Origin of the sequence: Massilia sp. 9096 (genome assembly GCF_000745265.1) — a bacterium.
Taxonomy (GTDB): domain Bacteria; phylum Pseudomonadota; class Gammaproteobacteria; order Burkholderiales; family Burkholderiaceae_D; genus Telluria.
On the sequence record NZ_JQNN01000001.1, the window covers coordinates 2,491,197 to 2,508,985 of the forward strand.

Genomic DNA, 17,789 nt, shown 5'->3' on the forward strand with positions numbered 1-17,789 from the left:
ACGTCACCATTCACGACAAGAAAGGCAGAACATGGAGACAACGAGACGACAGGCGATGCGGCTGCTGGCTGCGGCCGGCATGGGCGTCACCGCGCTCGCGCGCAATGCGCAGGCGGCGCAGGCGCGCGCGGCGGGTGCGCCCGCGGATGCCGCCGCACAGGGCAAGGCCGCGGGCAAGCTCACCTGGCAAGTGTTCACCACGGCCGACGGCGCCGGCGAACGCTTCGCGCCGCGCCCCCTGCCCGCGCTGGCCGCGGCCAACCAGCCGGTCGAAACCGACATCTCGGTGTTCGTCGACACGCGCCACCAGTTCCAGACCGTGTTCGGCTTCGGCGGCGCGGTCACCGACGCCGTCGCCGAGGTCTACGCCAAGCTGACACCGGCGGCGCAGAAAGCCTTCCTGAGCGCCTACTACGATCCGCGCCAGGGTATCGGCTACAACGTCGCGCGCATCAGCATCCACAGCTCGGACTTCGGCAGCGGCAGCTTCACTTATGTGAAAGACGGCGACCGCTCGCTCGACTCGTTCAGCATCGAGCACGACATGACATATCGCGTGCCGCTGCTGCGCCAGATCCTCGCGCTGGGCGCGGCGCAGCACAACGCGGTGCGGGTGTTCGCCAGCCCGTGGAGCGCCCCGGCCTGGATGAAGACCAACAACAGCATGCTGCAAGGCGGCAGCCTGCTGCCCGAGTACCGCGACACCTGGGCCCAGTACGTGGTGCGCTTCGTGAAGGCCTACGAAAAGACCGGCATCCCGATCTGGGGCATGACGGTGCAGAACGAGCCGATGGCCAAGCAGCCCTGGGACTCGATGATCTACACGGCCGAGGAAGAGACACGCTACCTGGCCGACCACCTCGGCCCTGCCCTCGCCAAGGCCGGCCTGGGCGACAAGAAGATCATGGTCTGGGACCACAACCGCGACCTGCTGCCGCAGCGCGCCAACCACCTGCTGTCCGACCCGAAAGCGCGCAAGTACGTCTGGGGCGTCGGCTATCACTGGTACGAGACCTGGGCCGGCGGCGAGCCGATGCACCGCAACGTCGCCGCCGTGCACGAAGCCTGGCCCGACGTGAACCTCCTGATGACCGAAGGCTGCATCGAGAAATTCGACCCGGCCAAGCTCCAGCTCTGGGCCAACGGCGAGCGCTACGGCAGCCAGATGATCGCCGACCTGAACGCCGGCGCGGTCGGCTGGGTCGACTGGAACATCCTGCTCGACAGCCGCGGCGGGCCGAACCACAAGAACAACTTCTGCTTCGCACCCATCCACGCCAGCGACGACGGCCAGCTGGTGTTCACGCCGATTTATGCCTACGTCGGCCACTTCAGCCGCTACATCCGCCCGCAGGCGCGGCGCGTGAACGCCACCGCCAGCCGCAGCGTGCTCGAGACGACCGCCTTCCGCAACCTCGACGGCAGCCTGGCCGTGGTGGTGATGAACAAGACCAACCAGGCGCAGCGCTACCGCCTGTTCGTCGACGAGCGCGAAGTCGCGGTCGACATCCCGGCGCACGCGATCCAGACCGTGCTGGGTTCGCCGGCGGGCGCCGCATGAAGGGCCTGGTGAAGCGGATCTTGCCGCGGCCGGCGCTGGCGCAGCTGGCGCACGGCGCGGCCATGCTGTGCCTGGCGATGGCCGGCGCCGTTCATGGCGCAGCCGATGCTGCGAATGCCGCCGACGCGGCCCAGGTCTGGGTCACCACCGGCGACCAGAAGCAGCTGATGGCGCACGGGAGCGACGTCGCCTTCGACAAGTCGACCGCTTCGGCGCGGCCGGCCGGCGCGAACATCGACATCGTCGAAGCCAGGCGCTACCAGGCCATCGTCGGCTTCGGCGCGGCGCTGACCGATGCGTCGGCGATGCTCATCCAGGACAAGCTGTCGCCGGCGCAGCGCGCGGCCCTGCTGCGGGAGCTGTTCGGACGCCAGGGCGAAGGCCTCGGCCTGTCGTTCACGCGCTTGACCATCGGCGCGTCCGACTTTTCGACCGTCGACTACAGCTTCGACGACGTGCCGGCCGGCCAGAGCGACCCGCAGCTGGCGCACTTCTCGATCGCGCCGAACCGCGCCGACGTGCTGCCGGTCGTGAAGGCGGCGCGCGCCGTCAATCCGGCGCTGGCGGTAATGGCGTCGCCCTGGAGCGCGCCGGCCTGGATGAAGACCACCGGCAGCCTGGTCAAGGGCCACCTCAAGCCGGACGCCTACGGCCCGTTCGCGCAGTACCTGTTGCGCTACGTGCAGGCCTACAAGGCCGAAGGCGTGCCGATCTTCGCGCTGACGCTGCAGAACGAGCCGAACTTCGAGCCCGACAACTACCCCGGCATGCGCGTCGATCCGGACGAGCGCGCCGCCTTCATCGGCACTTACCTCGGCCCTGCGCTCGAAGGTAGCGGCGTCAAGATCTTCGACTGGGACCACAACTGGGACCACCCCGAGATGCCGCTGCAGACGCTGGCCGACCCGAAGGCCGCGCGCTATATCGACGCGGTGGCCTGGCACTGCTACGGCGGCAAGCCGGACGTCCAGTCGCGCGTGCACGACGCGGACCCGGGCAAGGACGTCTACCTGACCGAGTGCTCGGGCGGCGACTGGGCGCCCGGCTGGGCCAAGCAGCTGCAGTTCTTCACCGGCACCCTGCTGATCGACGGCACCCGCAACTGGGCGCGCGGCGTGCTGTTCTGGAACCTCGCGCTGGACGAGAACAAGGGTCCGCACCTGGGCGGCTGCGGCACCTGCCGCGGCGTGGTCACGATCGATTCGCGCAGCGGCCAGGTCACGCGCAATCCCGAGTGGTACGCGCTGGCGCACGTGAGCCGCTTCGTGCGCCCCGGCGCGCAGCGCATCGCGTCCAACGACGTCGACGGTGTGAAGAACGTCGTGTTCCGCAATGCGGACGACGGCTCGCGCGTGCTGGTGCTGGCCAACCCCGGCCCTGCGGCGCGCAACTTGCGCGTGCGCGACGGCGCCCGCAGCTTCCGGGCCAGCGTGCCGGCCGACGCCGTGGCCACCTACGTCTGGGCCGGCGCGCCCGGTTCACCCGGCGCACCCCATTCACCCTAGGCGGCCGCGCCTGCGGCGACCTGCGACAGCGCCGGGCCAAACCAGCGCTGTCGCCTCTCGAAACCTGTCGCGCACAGTTAACGCATGTCAATTGACATATAAAAACTATCAGTGCTAGACTCGTAATAGCTTCTTTGGAAACGTTTCCAATACCGATTTCCAAGCGAATGTGCGGCGCCAGCCGGTTTCCGATGGCCAAGCGACCGCACGAAAAACGATAACAAGTCAGGGAGACTCATGCATCACATCCACCACGCCCAGCGCCAGCCGCTGCGGCTGAAACCACTCGTCGCGGCTCTGTCCGGCCTGCTGTGCGTCATCAGCGCACACGCCCAGACCCAGGCCGGCGACACCACGCAGTCGACCACGCAGTCGACCAGCATGAACACCGTGACCGTGTCCGGCGTGCGCCACTCGATCGAGACCTCGACCGCGACCAAGCGCGATGCCGACGACATCCTCGAGGCCGTGTCTGCCGAGGACATCGGCAAGCTGCCCGACGTGTCGATCGCCGAATCGATCTCGCGCCTGCCTGGCGTGGCCGCGCAAAACGTCAACGGCCGCGCGCAGGTGATCTCGATCCGCGGCCTGTCGCCGGACTTCGCCGGCACCGTGCTCAACGGCCGCGAGCAGACCAGCACCGGCGTGAACCGCGGCGTCGAGTTCGACCAGTACCCGGCCGAGCTGATGTCGAGCGTGGTGGTCTACAAGACCCCGGACGCCACCCTGCTCGGCCAGGGCATCTCCGGCACCGTCGACCTGCGCACCGTGCGTCCCTTGACCGTCGACGGCCGCAAGATCGCGGTGAACGTACGCGGCGAGAAGAACTCGCTCGGTTCGCTCAACAACGGCTACGGCGACACGGGCGACCGCGGCGGCCGCGGCAGCATCGCCTACATCGACCAGTTCCTGGACAAGACGCTGGGCGTGGCGGTCGGCTACGCCCACCTGCAGAACCCGGGCCAGGAGCAGCACTACAAGGCCTGGTGGTGGGGCGCGCCAAGCGCGACCTGGTACAACGGCGCGACCGCCCAGGGCGGCGCCGAAGCCACCGTCCTGTCGCGCAAGGACAAGCGCGACGGCCTGCTGGCCACGGTCGAGTACAAGCCGAATTCGACCCTGCACAGCACGCTCGACGCCTACTACTCGAAGTTCACCGAGAGCGAAGTCATGCGCGGCATGATGTTCGACTCGAACCCGTACAGCGATGCCCTGCTGTCGGCGCCGGGCGCGACCCCGGTGCCGCATGCGCTGACCAACCCCGGCTACACCACGGTCAATGGCCAGAGCGTGATCACCAGCGGCACCCTGACCTTCCCGCTGGGCGGCACCCAGCCGGTCGGCCGCAACGACAAGAACGACCGCAACGACGTGCTGGCCTCGATCGGCTGGAACACCGAAGTCAAGCTGGGCGACTGGCGCGCCATCGCCGACCTGAGCTACTCGAGCGCCAAGCGCAACGAGCATACCTTCGAGACCTACGCCGGCCCGGCCGCGTCCAGCCTGGGCTTCAACATTCCGCTCAATCCGGGCTTCGCCACCTTCACGCCGGGCTTCGACACGACGGATCCGAATACCATGCAGCTGGGCGACCCGGGCGCCTGGAGCCACGACGGCCGCAGCGCCTTCACCGAGCAGTACGACAAGATCCGCGCGATCAACCTGCACGCCAAGCACAGCCTGGGCTGGATCTTCCGCCAGCTCGACGCCGGCGTGAATTTCTCGGCGCGCGACAAGACCCAGAACATGATCGTCTACTTCGCCGATCTGAAGAATGGCGCGACGCGCCAGGCGATCGATCCCGGCTACGCGATGAGCCCGACCTCGCTCGGCTTCGTCGGCATCCCGGGCGTGTTGAGCTACGACGTCGACCAGGTCGCCAACCAGTACTACACGATGACGCAGAACATGTCGGGCGGCCCGGGCGGCGACTACTCGCACGACTTCGGCGTCCACGAGCGCATCACCACCGGCTACGCCAAGGCCAACTTCGAGACCGAGGTCGCCAGCCTCCCGGTGCACGGCAACATGGGCTTCCAGTACATCCACACCAACCAGTACTCGAACGCCTACGCCTTCACGGCGAATGCGAACGCACCGACCGGCACCATCGAGCAAGGCGCCAGCTACAACAACTTCCTGCCGAGCCTGAACGTCATCACCGACCTGCCGAACGACACCTTCCTGCGTCTCGGCCTGGCCCGGACGCTGGCGCGTCCGCGCATCGACGACATGAACGCCACCTACTCGGCCGGCGTCTCGCCGACCACGCGCCTGTGGGGCGGCGGCGGCGGCAACCCGAAGCTGCGCCCGTGGCGCGCCAACGGCGCCGACCTGTCGCTGGAAAAGTACTGGGGCACGCGCAGCTACCTGGCCGGCGCCGTGTTCTACAAGAAGCTGCTGACCTACGTCTACCAGCAGACCATCGACTATGATTTCACGGGCTACGTCAACCCGACCCCGGCCACGGTCCCGCTCAGCAACATGGGCACCTACTCGACCCAGGCCAACGGCACCGGCGGCAACCTGCGCGGCATCGAAGTGTCGGGCGCGCTGGACGCCGGCCTGGTCCACCCGGTCCTGGACGGCTTCGGCACCCAGTTCTCGTACTCGTACACCGACACCTCGATCCAGGTGCAGGGCCCGGGTTCGGACAAGACCCCGATGTGGGCCACGCTGCCGGGCCTGTCGAAGAACGTGGCCAGCCTGACCTTCTATTACGAGAAGGCCGGCTTCTCGGCGCGCATCAACGACCGCTACCGCTCGAGCTTCCGCGGCGAATACGCCTCGCTGTTCGGCGCCACCTCGGTGCTGCGCAACCTGGGCATGAACACGATCGACCTGCAGCTCGGCTACGAACTGCAGGACGGTCCGGCCAAGGGCCTGGCGATCTCGTTCCAGGTGGTCAACCTGAAGAACGCGCCGGACCGCAACGTGCAGGACGGTACGGGCTTCGGCGGGGTGACCGCGCCGCAGCAGTACGACCGTTATGGGCGCCAGTTCCTGCTGGGGCTGAGCTACAAGCTGTGATGCCGCTTGCCGGGTGAATGAAAAACGGCCGCTGCATGCGGCCGTTTTTCATGACACCGCCGGGGCGGCAGGCCTTACTTGGTCGGCGCCGCGGCGCCGTTCGCCGGCGCCGGGGCTGCCGCGGCATTCGCGGCGGCCGCCTTCTTCTTGGCGCTGTGATGGCCGATCGCGCAGCCCACGGCGGCGCCGGCAACGGCATGCTTGCCGGCGACGTGGCCGGCGACGGCGCCCACCGCCGCGCCCTTGCCGCATCCGGCGTTGGCGACGCCGCCGATCGTCAACAGTGCCGCGGCGATCACGAATTGCAGTTTCTTGTTCATGGTGCTCCTCCTTGAGTCGGTGATGTGTTGTAAGAACGATCATGCCACCGGCTCAGGCGGGCCGCGCCGAACCTTACAAGATGGTAATGCTCAGCGAGCCCCAAACATGGCGTGCGCGGTCAACGCTTGCCGGTCCGGCACGTTAGCTGCACATGCACGTCCGTTTCGTGTTCACTAGAAGGAAACCACGAGGTAACCATGATGAAAAAAGCTTCCGTACTGATCGGCCTGATGATCCTCGCAGCGGCGCCGGTGTTTGCTCAGACCACCACCGTCCCGAACCCGCTCGCCCCGTCCGGCACGAGCAGCCCGGCCGCTGCCGCCAAGTCGTCCGCCTCGTCCGGCGCATCCGCCACATCCGGGGCATCCGCCAAGGCCAAGAGCGCACCGGTCGCCCAGGCTGCCGGCGGCGGCGACGGCAAGGTCTGGGTCAACACGTCCAGCAAGGTCTACCACTGCGAGGGCGACAAGTACTACGGCAAGACCAAGAAGGGCGAATACCTGAGCGAAGCCGATGCCAAGTCCAAGGGCTTCCATGGCGTGGGCGGCAAGTCCTGCGCTGCAAAATCGTGACCCTGGCGTGATCGTCGCTTGATCCTCGCGGGCGCATGGCGTCGGCGCCTTTGCCGCGCCATGCGCCCACGGTGATACGATAGCGGCCCGGCGCACCGCAGCGCATCACACCAGAGGAAGCAATGACCATATTCGCCATGCCCGTATTCGACGCCACTGTCATCTACGAGGGCAAGGAATTGTTCAAGGGGCGGGGCGGCGCCGGCGTGTGGGCCGAGAAGCTCGCCAAGGAAATCGAGACGCCGGTCACGGTCGAGAAGATCGGCACCGGCTGGGCCTTGTGCGCGCATCTCGATGGCGCCGATTGCCGCTGGGGCATCCTCGGGCAGCGCCTCAAGCGCCTCGACTAGGGGACCGCACGTGTCGTCCCTGACGGTATCGCGCATCCTGCACGCGGGCTACGTGTTCGACTGCGAAGGCGTGCGCATCGCCTTCGACACCATCTTCGAAAACCCGTTCAGCCGCAACTTGCACGCCTTCCCGAGCGTGCGTTTCGACGAGGCGGCGATCCGGCGCCAGCGCTTCGACGCGGTCTTCATCTCGCACTTCCACGACGACCACTGCTCGCTCGACAGCCTCGACCTGCTGGACCGCGCGACACCGCTCTACCTCTACTGCATCTTCGACGAATTGTTCGACATGCTGGGCCGGCTCGGCTTCACCGACGTGCAGCGCCTTCATTTGAACGCGCCGGTGCGGATCGGCCCGTTCGAAGTCACGCCGCGCGAAGCGATGGATGCCGAGGTCGACTCGATGTTCCAGGTCCGCGCCGCCGGCCTGAACGTGCTGAACGTGGTCGATTCCTGGATCGACGATGCGACGCTGGCCTGCCTGGTGGCGCAAAAGCCGTGGGACCTGGTGCTGTGGCCGTTCCAGACCATGCGCGAGCTCGAGGTGCTGGCGCCGACCCGCTCCGAGCCTGCGCCGCCGGCGCTGCCGCAGGAGTGGCTGGACCAGCTGCGCGCGCTGGCGCCGCGCTGCGTCGTGCCGAGTTCCTGCCAGTTCGCGCTCGAACCCTGGTCATGGTACAACCGCGCCTTCTTCCCGATCTCGTATGCGCATTTCACGCGCGAGGTGGCGGCGGCGCTGCCGGACGCGCGCGTGGTGCGCCTGGACCCGTCGGTGTCGGTGACGCTCGATGCCGCGCTGGGTGCCGAGATGCTGCGCCCGGCGCCGCCGCTGCCGTGGGTGATGCCGGTGGGTCCACAGAACGTCGACTACGTCTACGAGGGCAATGCGGATGCGCCGCCGACGTCGGAAATCGCGCGCCATTTTCCCGCGCTGACGGCGGCCCAGTGGGCGCGCGTGCTGGACTTTTGCCGCACCGGCCTGCCCGAGCGCTACGCCGACACCGAAGCGGCGAGCGATTATTTCGAGCGTCCGCGCATCTGGCAATTGTCGATCTACGACCACGCCGGCGCGTGCACCCGATGGCGCTACCGGCTCGAGGACGGCGCCGCGACGCCCGCCATGGAGGACGACGGCCCGCTCGGCTGGAGCACCGAGGTCCCCGCCGCCAAGCTGTACGCCGCCCTCGAACTGGGCGAATCCTTGACGTCGATGTACCTGCGCGTCAACGACGCCGAGTTCGATGCCGCGACGGAGCGCGAGCTGGTGCAGGCCGACGTGATCGACGACCCGCTGATCCGCGCCCTGTTCAGCGAAGGCTTCGGCGCTTACCAGCAAGCCCAGCTGCGGCGGCTGCTGGCGCGCTGAAGCGCCCCGCTGCGGTCAGATCACTCGTCGAAATCCTCGGCCAGGTTCTTCCAGCCGCGGCTCTTGGCGAAGGCCGCGAATTCCTCGGGCGCCTCGAGCACGATCAGCTTGGCTTCCTGCAGGCCCGGATCGCTGTGGCCGAAATCCGGCCCCTTGTAGCCGAGCGCGCGCAGGCGGTCGACGATCTGGCGCACCAGCACGCTGTCCTTGTAGGCGCCGGGGTCGAGCTGGCGCGCGAACTCGACATAGACGTCGATGATGCCGTAGCCCTCGTCGAAGATACGGATTGCCTTGACGTCGAGGGTAAGGCCGCTGCTGTCCTTGGCCTGGAAGGGGCCGGACAATTCAATATCGGAATCGGTAGTCATGGTTCGAGCATACCACCGTGGCGGCGGGCCTGCTTACGCGCGCGCCTACGCGTGCGCGTGCGCCTGCGCGTCCGCCAGCGCCTGCGCGCCCCACCACGCGTCCAGCCCATTGCCCAGCAAGGCCATCGCAATCACCAGTCCCCCGATGATCCACCTCCGCCTGCGCGACAGGCGCGGATCGCGCCAGGTGCGCCAGAGGCTCAGCGCGGCATGCGCCAGCACCAGCGCCACGCCAACCGCCAGCAGCACGGCCAGCGTCGTGCGCCCCGCAAGGCCGACGATGTCCAGGCCCCAGTAGGCCAGCCCCGGCAAGGCCAGCGCCAGCGCGCCGAGCAGGTCGATCCAGGCCAGCGCCGCCGCCGGACCGAGTCGCCGCAGCGGCGTACGCAGCGCATGGCGATGCCCCCACCCCGTCAGCGCCAGCGTGCCGGCCACGTACGGGATCACCCACCAGGGCATGCCCGCTCCCAATTTACTGCTCTGCGTGCCAGCCGCCTCCCAGCGACTGGATCAGCGCGACGGCCGTCGACTGGCGCGAGCCCTGGGTCTGCACCAGCGCACGGCGCGCGCTCAAGGCCGTGACCTGGGCCTGCACCACCTGCGAGTAGTCGACCTGGCCGGCCTTGTAGCGGTTGAGCACCTGCTCCTCGACCTTGTCGGCGGCTTCGGAAGCCTGGCGCTGCAGCTCCTGCTGCTGGACCAGGATGCGGGTCGCGGACAGCTGGTCCTCGACGTCGGCGAAGGCCGTGAGCACGGTCTGGCGGTAGCGCGCGGCGGCTTCGTCCTGGGCCGCGCGGGTCGACTCGACCGCGGCGCGCAGCGCGCCGAAGTTGATCGCGGTCTGGGCCGCGGACAGGCCGTAGGTCCAGGCCGCGTTCGAGGCGCGGAACAAATCGCTCACCACGCTGCCCGAGGTGCCGTAGCTGCCGCTCAGGTTGACGCTCGGGAAGTAGGCCGAGCGGGCGATGCCGATCTGCTCGTTGGCGGCGGCCACGCGGCGCTCGGCGCCGGCGATGTCGGGGCGGCGCTGCAGCAGCAGCGAGGGCACGCCGACCGGCACGTCCGGCACCGTCGGCGCCCACTTGGCCGGGGCGATGGTGACGTCGGCCGGGGCCTTGCCGATCAGGACCGCGATCGCGTGCTCGAGCTGGGCGCGCTGGTTGGCCAGCTGGACTTCGTCGGCCTGGGCGTTGGACAGCGTGGTCTGGGCCTGGTAGACGTCCGAGTGCGGCGCGATGCCGACGTCGTAGCGGTTCTGGGTGTACTTCAGCACGCGCTGGTAGCCTTCGATCGAGGCGCGCAGCAGGTCGCGCTGGGCGTCGATCGAGCGCAGCGAGACGTAGTCGGCGGCCAGCTCGCCCTGGGCCGACAGCGTGGCCGCGGCGAGGTCGGCGGCGCTGGCCTGGGCGTTGAACTGGGCCGCGTTGACGCCGGCGCGCAGGCGGCCCCAGACGTCCGGCTCCCAGCTGCCGCCCAGCTGCAGGCGGTAGTTGTTGGCGATGTTGCCGCGTCCGCCGCCGCCGATCACTGTGCCGTTGCTGGTCACGGTGGTGCTGCTGTTGCCGGCCTTGGTGCCGCTGCGGTCGCCCGACAGGCTCAGCGTCGCGCTCGGCCACAGCTCGGCGCGCTGCTCGGCCACCAGCGCGCGTGCCTGCGCGTAGGCGGCCACCGCGGCGGCCACGTTCTGGTTCGAGACCTGCACCTGGCCGGCCAGGTCGTTCAGGACCGGGTCGCCGAACAGGGTCCACCAGGGACCCCGTTCGAGGGCGTCGGCGGGCGCCGCCGGCACCCAGCCCTCGAGCTCCTTGAACTTGGGCGGCTCGGGCGTGTCGGGCCGGTGATAGGCCGGCGTGAACGAGCAGCCGGACAGGAAGGCGGCTGCGGCAAGGGCGATCGCAGTGAGACGGACGGTGACGCTATGCATGCTCTTTTTTTTCATGAATGGGATGGTACCGAAGACGGATGCTCGACCGGCTGGCGCGCCAGTTCGTGCTCGTCCGGCTTCTTGGTGCGCAGTTTGTCGAGGTAGACGTAGACCACCGGCGTGGTCAGCAGCGTGAGCAGCTGGCTGGCGATCAGGCCGCCGATGATGGCGATGCCGAGCGGCTGGCGCAGCTCCGAGCCTTCGCCGAAGCCGATCGCCAGCGGCAGCGCGCCCAGCGCCGCGGCCAGCGTCGTCATCAGGATCGGGCGGAAGCGCAGCAGGCAGGCTTCGCGCACGGCCTCGGTGGCGCTCAGGCCGCGCGCGCGCTCGGCGTCCAGCGCGAAGTCGATGATCAGGATCGCGTTCTTCTTGACGATGCCGATCAGCAGGAAGATGCCGATCAGCGCGATGATCGAGAACTCCATGTGGAACATCAGCAGCGCCAGCACGGCGCCGACGCCGGCCGAGGGCAGCGTCGACAGCACGGTCAACGGGTGCACCAGGCTTTCGTACAGGATGCCCAGCACGATGTAGATGACCACGATCGCGGCCAGGATCAGCAGCGGCTGCTGCTGGTTCGATTCCTGCGCCTGCTTGGCCTGGCCTTCGAAGCTGCCGCGCACGTTGGTCGGCATGCCGATCTGGGCTTCGGCCGCGCGCACCTGGTCCTGGGCCTGCGACAGCGACACGCCGGGCGCGAGGTTGAACGAGATGGTGGTGGCGACCACGCCGTCCTGGTGGTTGACCGAGCTGGGCGTGGAGCGCTCCGAAAAGCGCGCCATCGTGGTCAACGGCACCATGGTCTTGGCGCTGGTCGACAGCGCCGAGCCGGACGAGGGGTCGCGCGCCGCGGTCAGGTTGGTGGTGCTGCCCGGTGAACCGCCGCCGCCGGACGATGCGGCGCCCGCGCCCAGCGTGCCGAGCGCGCTGCCGTTGCCGGCCCCGGCGCCGCCCGCGTTCTGGGTGGCCGGGGCGGCGCTGCCGGCGCTGCCGCTGCTCACCGAGGTGCTGGCTGAAGTGCTCACCGAGGCGCTCACCGAGCTGGTCACCGAGCCGGCGCCGCTGGCCGTGCTCGTGCCGGTGCCGCCGGTGCCCTGGGTCGCGCTGCCGGTGCCGGAGGTGGTGCCGGTGGTGCCCGGGGCGCCGGCGCTGGACACCGGCACGTAGACGTCGTTGAGCGCATTCGGCGACTGCGCGTAGCGCTGCGCTACGCCCATGATCACGTGGTACTGGTTCAGCTCATCGTAGATGTTGGCGACCTGGCGCTGGCCGAAGGCGTCGTACATCGCGTTGTCGACGTCGCGCGCGCTGATCCCCAGGCGCGCGGCGGTGGCGGTATCGATGTCGACGTAGGTTTCGACGCCGTTGTCGGCCTGGTCGGTGTCGACGTCGGTCAAGCCCTTCTGCGCTTTCATGGCGTCGGCCAGGCGCGTCGCCCATTTCTTCAGGTCGGCGCTGCTGTCGCTCTTGAGCGTGTACTGGTAGGTCGAGTTGCTCTGGCGTCCGCCCATGCGCAGGTCCTGCACCGGGTTCAGGAACAGCTGCACCCCGGTGACGTGGGCCAGCTTGGGCCGCAAGCGCGCGATCACGGCCTGGCCGCTCTCGCCCTTGGCGCGCTCGCCCACCGGTTTCAGGTTGAGGAACATGAAGCCGCCGCCGGCGCGCGAACCGCCGGTGAAGCCGACCACGGTGTCGACCGCCGGGTCGCTGGTGATGATGTTGACCAGCTGGCGCAGCTTGCCCTGCATCGCCTGGAACGAGATGCTCTGGTCGGCGCGCATGCCGCCCGCCACCTGGCCGGTGTCCTGCTGCGGGAAGAAGCCCTTGGGCGCGGCCGCGAACAGGTAGACGTTCAGGCCGACCACGAACAGCAGGATCAGCATCACCAACGGTTTACTGTCCAGCGCCCAGTCGAGCGCATGCTCGTAGCTCTTCATGACCACGCTGAAGCCGCGCTCGAAAAAGCGTCCGATGCGGCTCTGCTCGCGCTTGAGCTGGTGCTTGTGGTCTTCCTTGTCGCCCTTGAGCAGCAAGGCGCACAGCATCGGCGTGGTGGTCAGCGAGATCACCAGCGAGATCATGACGGCCACCGACAGCGTCACCGCGAACTCGCGGAACAGGCGTCCGACCTGGCCGCCCATGAACAGCAGCGGGATGAACACTGCGATCAGCGACAGGCTGATCGACAGCACCGTGAAACCGACTTCCTGGGCGCCCAGCAGGGCCGCCTTGACCTTGTCCATGCCCTCTTCGACGTGGCGGCTGGTGTTTTCCAGCACGACGATGGCGTCGTCGACCACGAAGCCGGTAGCCACCGTCAGCGCCATCAGCGACAGGTTATTCAACGAGAACCCGAGCAGGTACATCACCCCGAAGGTGCCCAGCAGCGACACCACGGTCGCCACCGCCGGCACCACGGTCGCGCGCACGCTGCGCAGGAACACGCTGACCACCAGCACCACCAGCGCGATCGAGATCATCAGCGTGAATTCGATCTCGCGCAGCGAGGCGCGGATCGAGTTGGTGCGGTCCGAGGCCACGCGCATGGTGACGTCTTCCGGCAGCTGGGCCTGCAGCTGGGGCAGCAGCGCGCGTACGCCGTCGACGGTCTCGATGACGTTGGCGCCCGGCTGGCTGGTCACCAGCACGATGATCGCCGGGCGGCCGTTGAACAGGCCGAGCGTGTGGATGTCCTCGACCCCGTCGCTGACCTCGGCGATGTCCTGCAGGCGCACCGCGGCGCCGTTGCGCCAGGCGACCACCAGGCCCTTGTAATCGGCGGCGGTGCGGCCGCCCGTCGGGGTGTTGACCTGCGAGTAGATCTGCAGGCGCTGGCCCTGCCCTTCGAGCTCGCCTTTCGGGCGGTTCGGATTGGTGGCCTGGATCGCGGCGCGGATGTCTTCGGCCGAGACCCCGTAGTTGTTCATCTGGTAGGGGATCAGGTCGACGCGCACCGCCGGCAGCGAGCCGCCGCCGATCTCGACGTCGCCCACGCCCTTGACCTGGGCCAGCTTTTGCTGCACCAGGTTCGAGACCTCGTCGTAGATCTGGCCCGGGCTGCGCGTCTTGGACGTCAGCGCCAGGATGATCACCGGCGCATCCGACGGGTTGGCCTTGCGGTAGGTCGGGTTCTGGCGCAGCGTCGACGGCAGGTCGGCGCGCGAGGCGTTGATCGCGGCCTGCACTTCGCGCGCGGCGGCGTCGATCTGGCGGTTCAGGTCGAACTGCAGGTTGATGCGGGTCTGGCCGGTGCCGCTTTGCGAGGTGATCTCGTTGACGCCGGCGATCACCGCCAGGCGCCGCTCGAGCGGCGTGGCGACCGAGCTGGCCATCGTGTCCGGGCTGCCGCCCGGCAGGTTGGCGGTGACCGAGATCGCCGGGAAGTCGACCTGGGGCAGCGGCGAGACCGGCAGCACGAAAAAGGCGCCGATGCCGGCCAGCGCCAGCCCCAGGGTCAGGAGGACCGTGGCGATCGGCCGGTTGACGAAGGGCTTCGAGAGGTTCATGCGCCGGCCCCCTGCGGATCGTCGTGCGCGCGCGCATGCGCGGGCGCGTTGGCCGGCGCCGGCGACAGCAGCGCGGCCGGTTGCGGCGTGTGCTGCGGCCTGGCGCCACCGCCGGTGCCCGGACCGGCGCCGGGTCCTTTGTCGTCGCCCGGACCCGAGCCGGGACCGTCCGGCTTGGCCGGCGCTTCGCCGCCCCAGCGGCGCGCCAGGCGGTCGAACGCCAGGTAGATCACCGGCGTGGTGAACAGCGTGAGCAGCTGGCTGACGATCAGGCCGCCGAAGATGGCCAGGCCCAACGGCCGGCGCAGCTCGGCGCCCTCGCCCCAGCCGAACATCAGCGGGATGGCGGCGAACAGTGCGGCCAGCGTGGTCATGATGATCGGGCGGAAGCGCAGCATCGCGGCCTGGTGGATCGCGGTGCGCGGGTCCTTGCCTTCGTCGCGCTCGGCCTCGATGGCGAAGTCGATCATCATGATGGCGTTCTTCTTGACGATGCCGATCAGCAGGATGATGCCGATGATGCCGATCACGCCCAGGCCCTGGCCGGTGACCAGCAGCGCGAGCAGCGCGCCGACGCCGGCCGACGGCAGCGTCGACAGGATGGTCAGCGGGTGGATGTAGCTCTCGTACAGCACGCCGAGCACGATGTACACGCACACCACCGCCGCCAGGATCAGCCACAGCTGGCTGGTGAGCGACGCCTGGTAGGCGCCGGACGCGCCCAGGAAGGTCATCGTCACCGAGGCCGGCAGATGGATCTCCTGGGCCACGTCCTTGATCGCGGCGACCGCGGTGCCGAGCTTGACGCCCTTGGCGGTGTCGAAGCCGATCGTGGTGGCCGGGTACTGCGCCACGTGGGTGATCTGCAGCGGCGCGGCCTGCTCGGTGATCGAGGCGATCGCCGACAGCGGGGTCGAGGCGCCCGAACCGGTGCGCAGCTGCAGGTTGGTCAGGGCGTCGAGCGACATCTGCGGGTCCGACTGCGCTTCCAGGATCACGCGGTACTGGTTGGTCTCGGTGAAGATGGTCGAGACGATGCGCTGGCCGAACGCGCTGTACAGGGCGTCGTCGATGTTCGAGGCGGTGACCGACACGCGCGAGGCGCTGTCGCGGTCGATGTTGACGTAGGCCGCGGCGCCGGTCGCGCCGGCATCGGTGGTCACGTTGCGCAGTTCCTTGCGCCGGCCCATCGCCTGCGACAGCCTGGTGGCCCATTCGGTCACGGTCTTGGTGTCGGCGCCTTCGATCGACAGGCGGAACTGGGTCGGGCCGGTCTCGGCGTCGATGGTCAGGTCCTGGGTCGGCTGCAGGTACAGGATGGCGCCGGCGACGTTCTGGGCGACGCGGCGGCGCAGGCGGTCCATCAGCTCGTCCTGGTCGCCGTGCTTGTCCTTCAGGTTGATCAGCATCGAGCCGGTGTTGAGCATGGTGTTGTTGGCCGCGTCTACGCCGACGGTCGAGGCCAGCGACAGCACGTCCGGGTCGGCCAGGATCTCGCGCGCGACCGCTTGCTGCAGCTGGGCCATCGAGGCGTACGAGATCGACTGGCGCGCTTCGATGCGCGCCTGCAGCTGGCCGGTGTCCTGGGTCGGGAACAGGCTCTTCGGGATGAAGGTCCACAGCAGCGCGGTCAGCACCAGCGTGCCCAGCGCGACCAGCAAGGTCAATCCCTGGCGTTCCAGCACCCAGTTCAGGCCGCGGTCGTAATGCTTGATGACGTAGTCGAAGAAGCCCTGGAAGCGGCGCGCGAAACCGCTCTGGTGCGACGGGTCCTCGGCGCGCAGCCAGCGTCCCGACATCATCGGCACCAGCGTCAGCGAGACGATCGCCGAGATCAGGATCGTGATCGCCAGCGTCACCGCGAATTCGCGGAACAGGCGGCCCACCACGTCGCCCATGAACAGCAGCGGGATCAGCACCGCGATCAGCGACACCGTCAGCGAGATGATGGTGAAGCCGATCTGGGTCGCGCCTTTCAGGGCCGCGGCCATCGGCTTTTCGCCTTCCTCGATGTAGCGCGAGATGTTCTCGATCATGACGATGGCGTCGTCGACCACGAAGCCGGTCGCGATGGTCAGCGCCATCAGCGACAGGTTGTTCAGCGAGTAGCCGAGCAGGTACATCACTCCGAACGTGCCGACCAGCGAGATCGGCACGGCGAGCGAGGCGATGACGGTCGCACGCACGCTGTGCAGGAAGGCGAAGATCACCAGCACCACCAGCAGCACCGCCAGCACCAGCTCGATCTGCACGTGCTCGACCGAGGCGCGGATGCCTGTGGTGCGGTCCGACAGCACGGTCAGGCTGACGGATGCCGGCAGGCTGGCCTGCAGGTCGGGCAGGCGCTGCTTGATGGCGTCGACGGTGGCGATCACGTTGGCGCCCGGCTGGCGCTGCACGTTCAGGATGATCGCCGGCTTCATGTTGGCCCAGGCGCCCAGCTTGACGTTCTCGGCGCTGTCGACCACGCGCGCGACGTCGGACAGGCGCACCGGCGCGCCGTTGCGGTAGGCGACGATCAGGTTCTGGTAGTCCGGGACGCTCAGCAGCTGGTCGTTGGCGTTGATGGTGTAGGCGCGCGTCGGGCCGTCGAACTGGCCCTTGGCGCTGTTGGCGTTGGCGGCGGTGATGGCCGAACGCAGCGTGTCCAGGCCCAGGCCGTTGGCGGCCAGCGCTTCGGTATTGGCCTGGATGCGCACCGCCGGGCGCTGGCCGCCCTGCAGCGTGACCAGGCCGACGCCGGTCACCTGGCTGATCTTGAGCGCCAGGTTGGTGTTGACGATGTTCTGGACTTCGGTCAGCGGCATCGTGTCCGAGGTGATCGCCAGCGTCAGCACCGGCGCGTCGGCCGGGTTGACCTTGGCGTACACCGGCGGCGCCGGCAGGTCGGTCGGCAGCAGCGAAGTGGCGGCATTGATCGCGGCCTGCACTTCCTGCTCGGCCACGTCGAGCGACTGGCCGAGGCCGAACTGCAGCGTGACGACCGAGACGCCGGCGGCGCTGGTCGAGCTCATGCGCGCCAGGCCGGCCATCTGGCCGAACTGGCGCTCGAGCGGCGCGGTCACGGTGCGCGACATCACTTCCGGGCTGGCGCCGGGGTACAGCGTCTGCACCTGGATGGTCGGGAAGTCGACCTGGGGCAGCGCCGACAGCGGCAGGAACTTGTAGCCGACCAGGCCGGCCAGCACGATCGCCAGCATCAGCAGCGCGGTCGCGACCGGGCGCTTGATGAATGGTGCGGATGGACTCATGCGATACGACCCCGGCTAGAACGAAGGATGGATGC

General features: G+C 68.6%; 12 protein-coding genes. 6 read left to right on the plus strand and 6 right to left on the minus strand.

Annotated elements, in window-relative coordinates:
* Positions 1–55: 55 nt before the first annotated feature.
* From FA90_RS10560 to FA90_RS10570, 3 genes are all read left to right on the plus strand, one after another.
* Entirely contained in the window at positions 56–1,561 is a 1,506-nt protein-coding gene (locus tag FA90_RS10560; RefSeq protein WP_036168577.1) for a glycoside hydrolase family 30 beta sandwich domain-containing protein, read from the plus strand.
* Positions 1,562–1,569: 8 nt separating this feature from the next.
* On the plus strand, positions 1,570–3,066 hold the full coding sequence (locus tag FA90_RS10565; RefSeq protein WP_239700667.1) for a glycoside hydrolase family 30 beta sandwich domain-containing protein: 1,497 nt from the start codon (positions 1,570–1,572) through the stop codon (positions 3,064–3,066).
* A gap of 237 nt (positions 3,067–3,303) precedes the next feature.
* A complete protein-coding gene (locus tag FA90_RS10570) occupies positions 3,304–6,096 on the plus strand; it encodes a TonB-dependent receptor (RefSeq protein WP_051971693.1) in 2,793 nt (930 codons plus the stop codon).
* A gap of 74 nt (positions 6,097–6,170) precedes the next feature.
* Here FA90_RS10570 and FA90_RS10575 read toward each other — a convergent pair whose 3' ends face one another.
* The gene (locus tag FA90_RS10575; RefSeq protein WP_051971694.1) at positions 6,171–6,416 is read right to left on the minus strand and encodes a hypothetical protein; all 246 of its coding nucleotides are present in this window, start codon (positions 6,414–6,416) and stop codon (positions 6,171–6,173) included.
* Positions 6,417–6,614: 198 nt separating this feature from the next.
* Between FA90_RS10575 and FA90_RS10580 the strand changes: the two genes are divergently transcribed.
* The 3 genes from FA90_RS10580 to FA90_RS10590 all read left to right on the plus strand — a co-directional run bounded on the left by FA90_RS10580 (position 6,615) and on the right by FA90_RS10590 (position 8,705).
* Positions 6,615–6,989 (plus strand): hypothetical protein, encoded by a 375-nt coding sequence (locus tag FA90_RS10580; protein ID WP_051971695.1) that lies wholly within the window; start codon positions 6,615–6,617, stop codon positions 6,987–6,989.
* A gap of 122 nt (positions 6,990–7,111) precedes the next feature.
* The gene (locus FA90_RS10585) at positions 7,112–7,339 is read left to right on the plus strand and encodes a hypothetical protein (RefSeq protein ID WP_036168579.1); all 228 of its coding nucleotides are present in this window, start codon (positions 7,112–7,114) and stop codon (positions 7,337–7,339) included.
* A 10-nt stretch (positions 7,340–7,349) separates the two neighbouring features.
* Positions 7,350–8,705, plus strand: a complete 1,356-nt coding sequence (locus FA90_RS10590; protein ID WP_051971696.1) for an MBL fold metallo-hydrolase — start codon at positions 7,350–7,352, stop codon at positions 8,703–8,705.
* Positions 8,706–8,725: 20 nt separating this feature from the next.
* On the opposite strand, the gene FA90_RS10595 is transcribed toward FA90_RS10590, so the two are convergent.
* From FA90_RS10595 to FA90_RS10615, 5 genes are read right to left on the minus strand one after another with little or no spacing between them, the layout of a single operon-like run.
* Positions 8,726–9,073, minus strand: coding sequence for a hypothetical protein (locus tag FA90_RS10595; RefSeq protein WP_036168580.1), 348 nt, complete (start codon positions 9,071–9,073; stop codon positions 8,726–8,728).
* A 45-nt stretch (positions 9,074–9,118) separates the two neighbouring features.
* Positions 9,119–9,532 carry a hypothetical protein gene (locus FA90_RS10600; RefSeq protein ID WP_036168581.1) on the minus strand — a complete coding sequence of 138 codons (414 nt, stop codon included), beginning with the start codon at positions 9,530–9,532 and terminating at the stop codon, positions 9,119–9,121.
* A gap of 13 nt (positions 9,533–9,545) precedes the next feature.
* Positions 9,546–10,997, minus strand: coding sequence for an efflux transporter outer membrane subunit (locus tag FA90_RS10605; protein WP_036175210.1), 1,452 nt, complete (start codon positions 10,995–10,997; stop codon positions 9,546–9,548).
* Positions 10,998–11,008: 11 nt separating this feature from the next.
* Positions 11,009–14,503: an efflux RND transporter permease subunit gene (locus FA90_RS10610; RefSeq protein ID WP_036168582.1), complete on the minus strand. Its 3,495-nt coding sequence runs from the start codon at positions 14,501–14,503 to the stop codon at positions 11,009–11,011.
* Positions 14,500–17,754 carry an efflux RND transporter permease subunit gene (locus FA90_RS10615; protein WP_081933779.1) on the minus strand — a complete coding sequence of 1,085 codons (3,255 nt, stop codon included), beginning with the start codon at positions 17,752–17,754 and terminating at the stop codon, positions 14,500–14,502. The genes FA90_RS10610 and FA90_RS10615 overlap by 4 nt, the downstream gene beginning before the upstream one ends.
* Positions 17,755–17,789: the final 35 nt, after the last annotated feature.

Coding starts and splice junctions, on each gene's coding strand:
- FA90_RS10560 (WP_036168577.1), top strand. CDS start 56: ATGCGGCTGCTGGCTGCGGCCGGCATGGGCGTCACCGCGCTCGCGCGC.
- FA90_RS10570 (WP_051971693.1), top strand. CDS start 3,304: ATGCATCACATCCACCACGCCCAGCGCCAGCCGCTGCGGCTGAAACCA.
- FA90_RS10575 (WP_051971694.1), bottom strand. CDS start 6,416: ATGAACAAGAAACTGCAATTCGTGATCGCCGCGGCACTGTTGACGATC.
- FA90_RS10580 (WP_051971695.1), top strand. CDS start 6,615: ATGATGAAAAAAGCTTCCGTACTGATCGGCCTGATGATCCTCGCAGCG.
- FA90_RS10585 (WP_036168579.1), top strand. CDS start 7,112: ATGACCATATTCGCCATGCCCGTATTCGACGCCACTGTCATCTACGAG.
- FA90_RS10595 (WP_036168580.1), bottom strand. CDS start 9,073: ATGACTACCGATTCCGATATTGAATTGTCCGGCCCCTTCCAGGCCAAG.
- FA90_RS10600 (WP_036168581.1), bottom strand. CDS start 9,532: ATGCCCTGGTGGGTGATCCCGTACGTGGCCGGCACGCTGGCGCTGACG.
- FA90_RS10605 (WP_036175210.1), bottom strand. CDS start 10,997: ATGCATAGCGTCACCGTCCGTCTCACTGCGATCGCCCTTGCCGCAGCC.
- FA90_RS10610 (WP_036168582.1), bottom strand. CDS start 14,503: ATGAACCTCTCGAAGCCCTTCGTCAACCGGCCGATCGCCACGGTCCTC.
- FA90_RS10615 (WP_081933779.1), bottom strand. CDS start 17,754: ATGAGTCCATCCGCACCATTCATCAAGCGCCCGGTCGCGACCGCGCTG.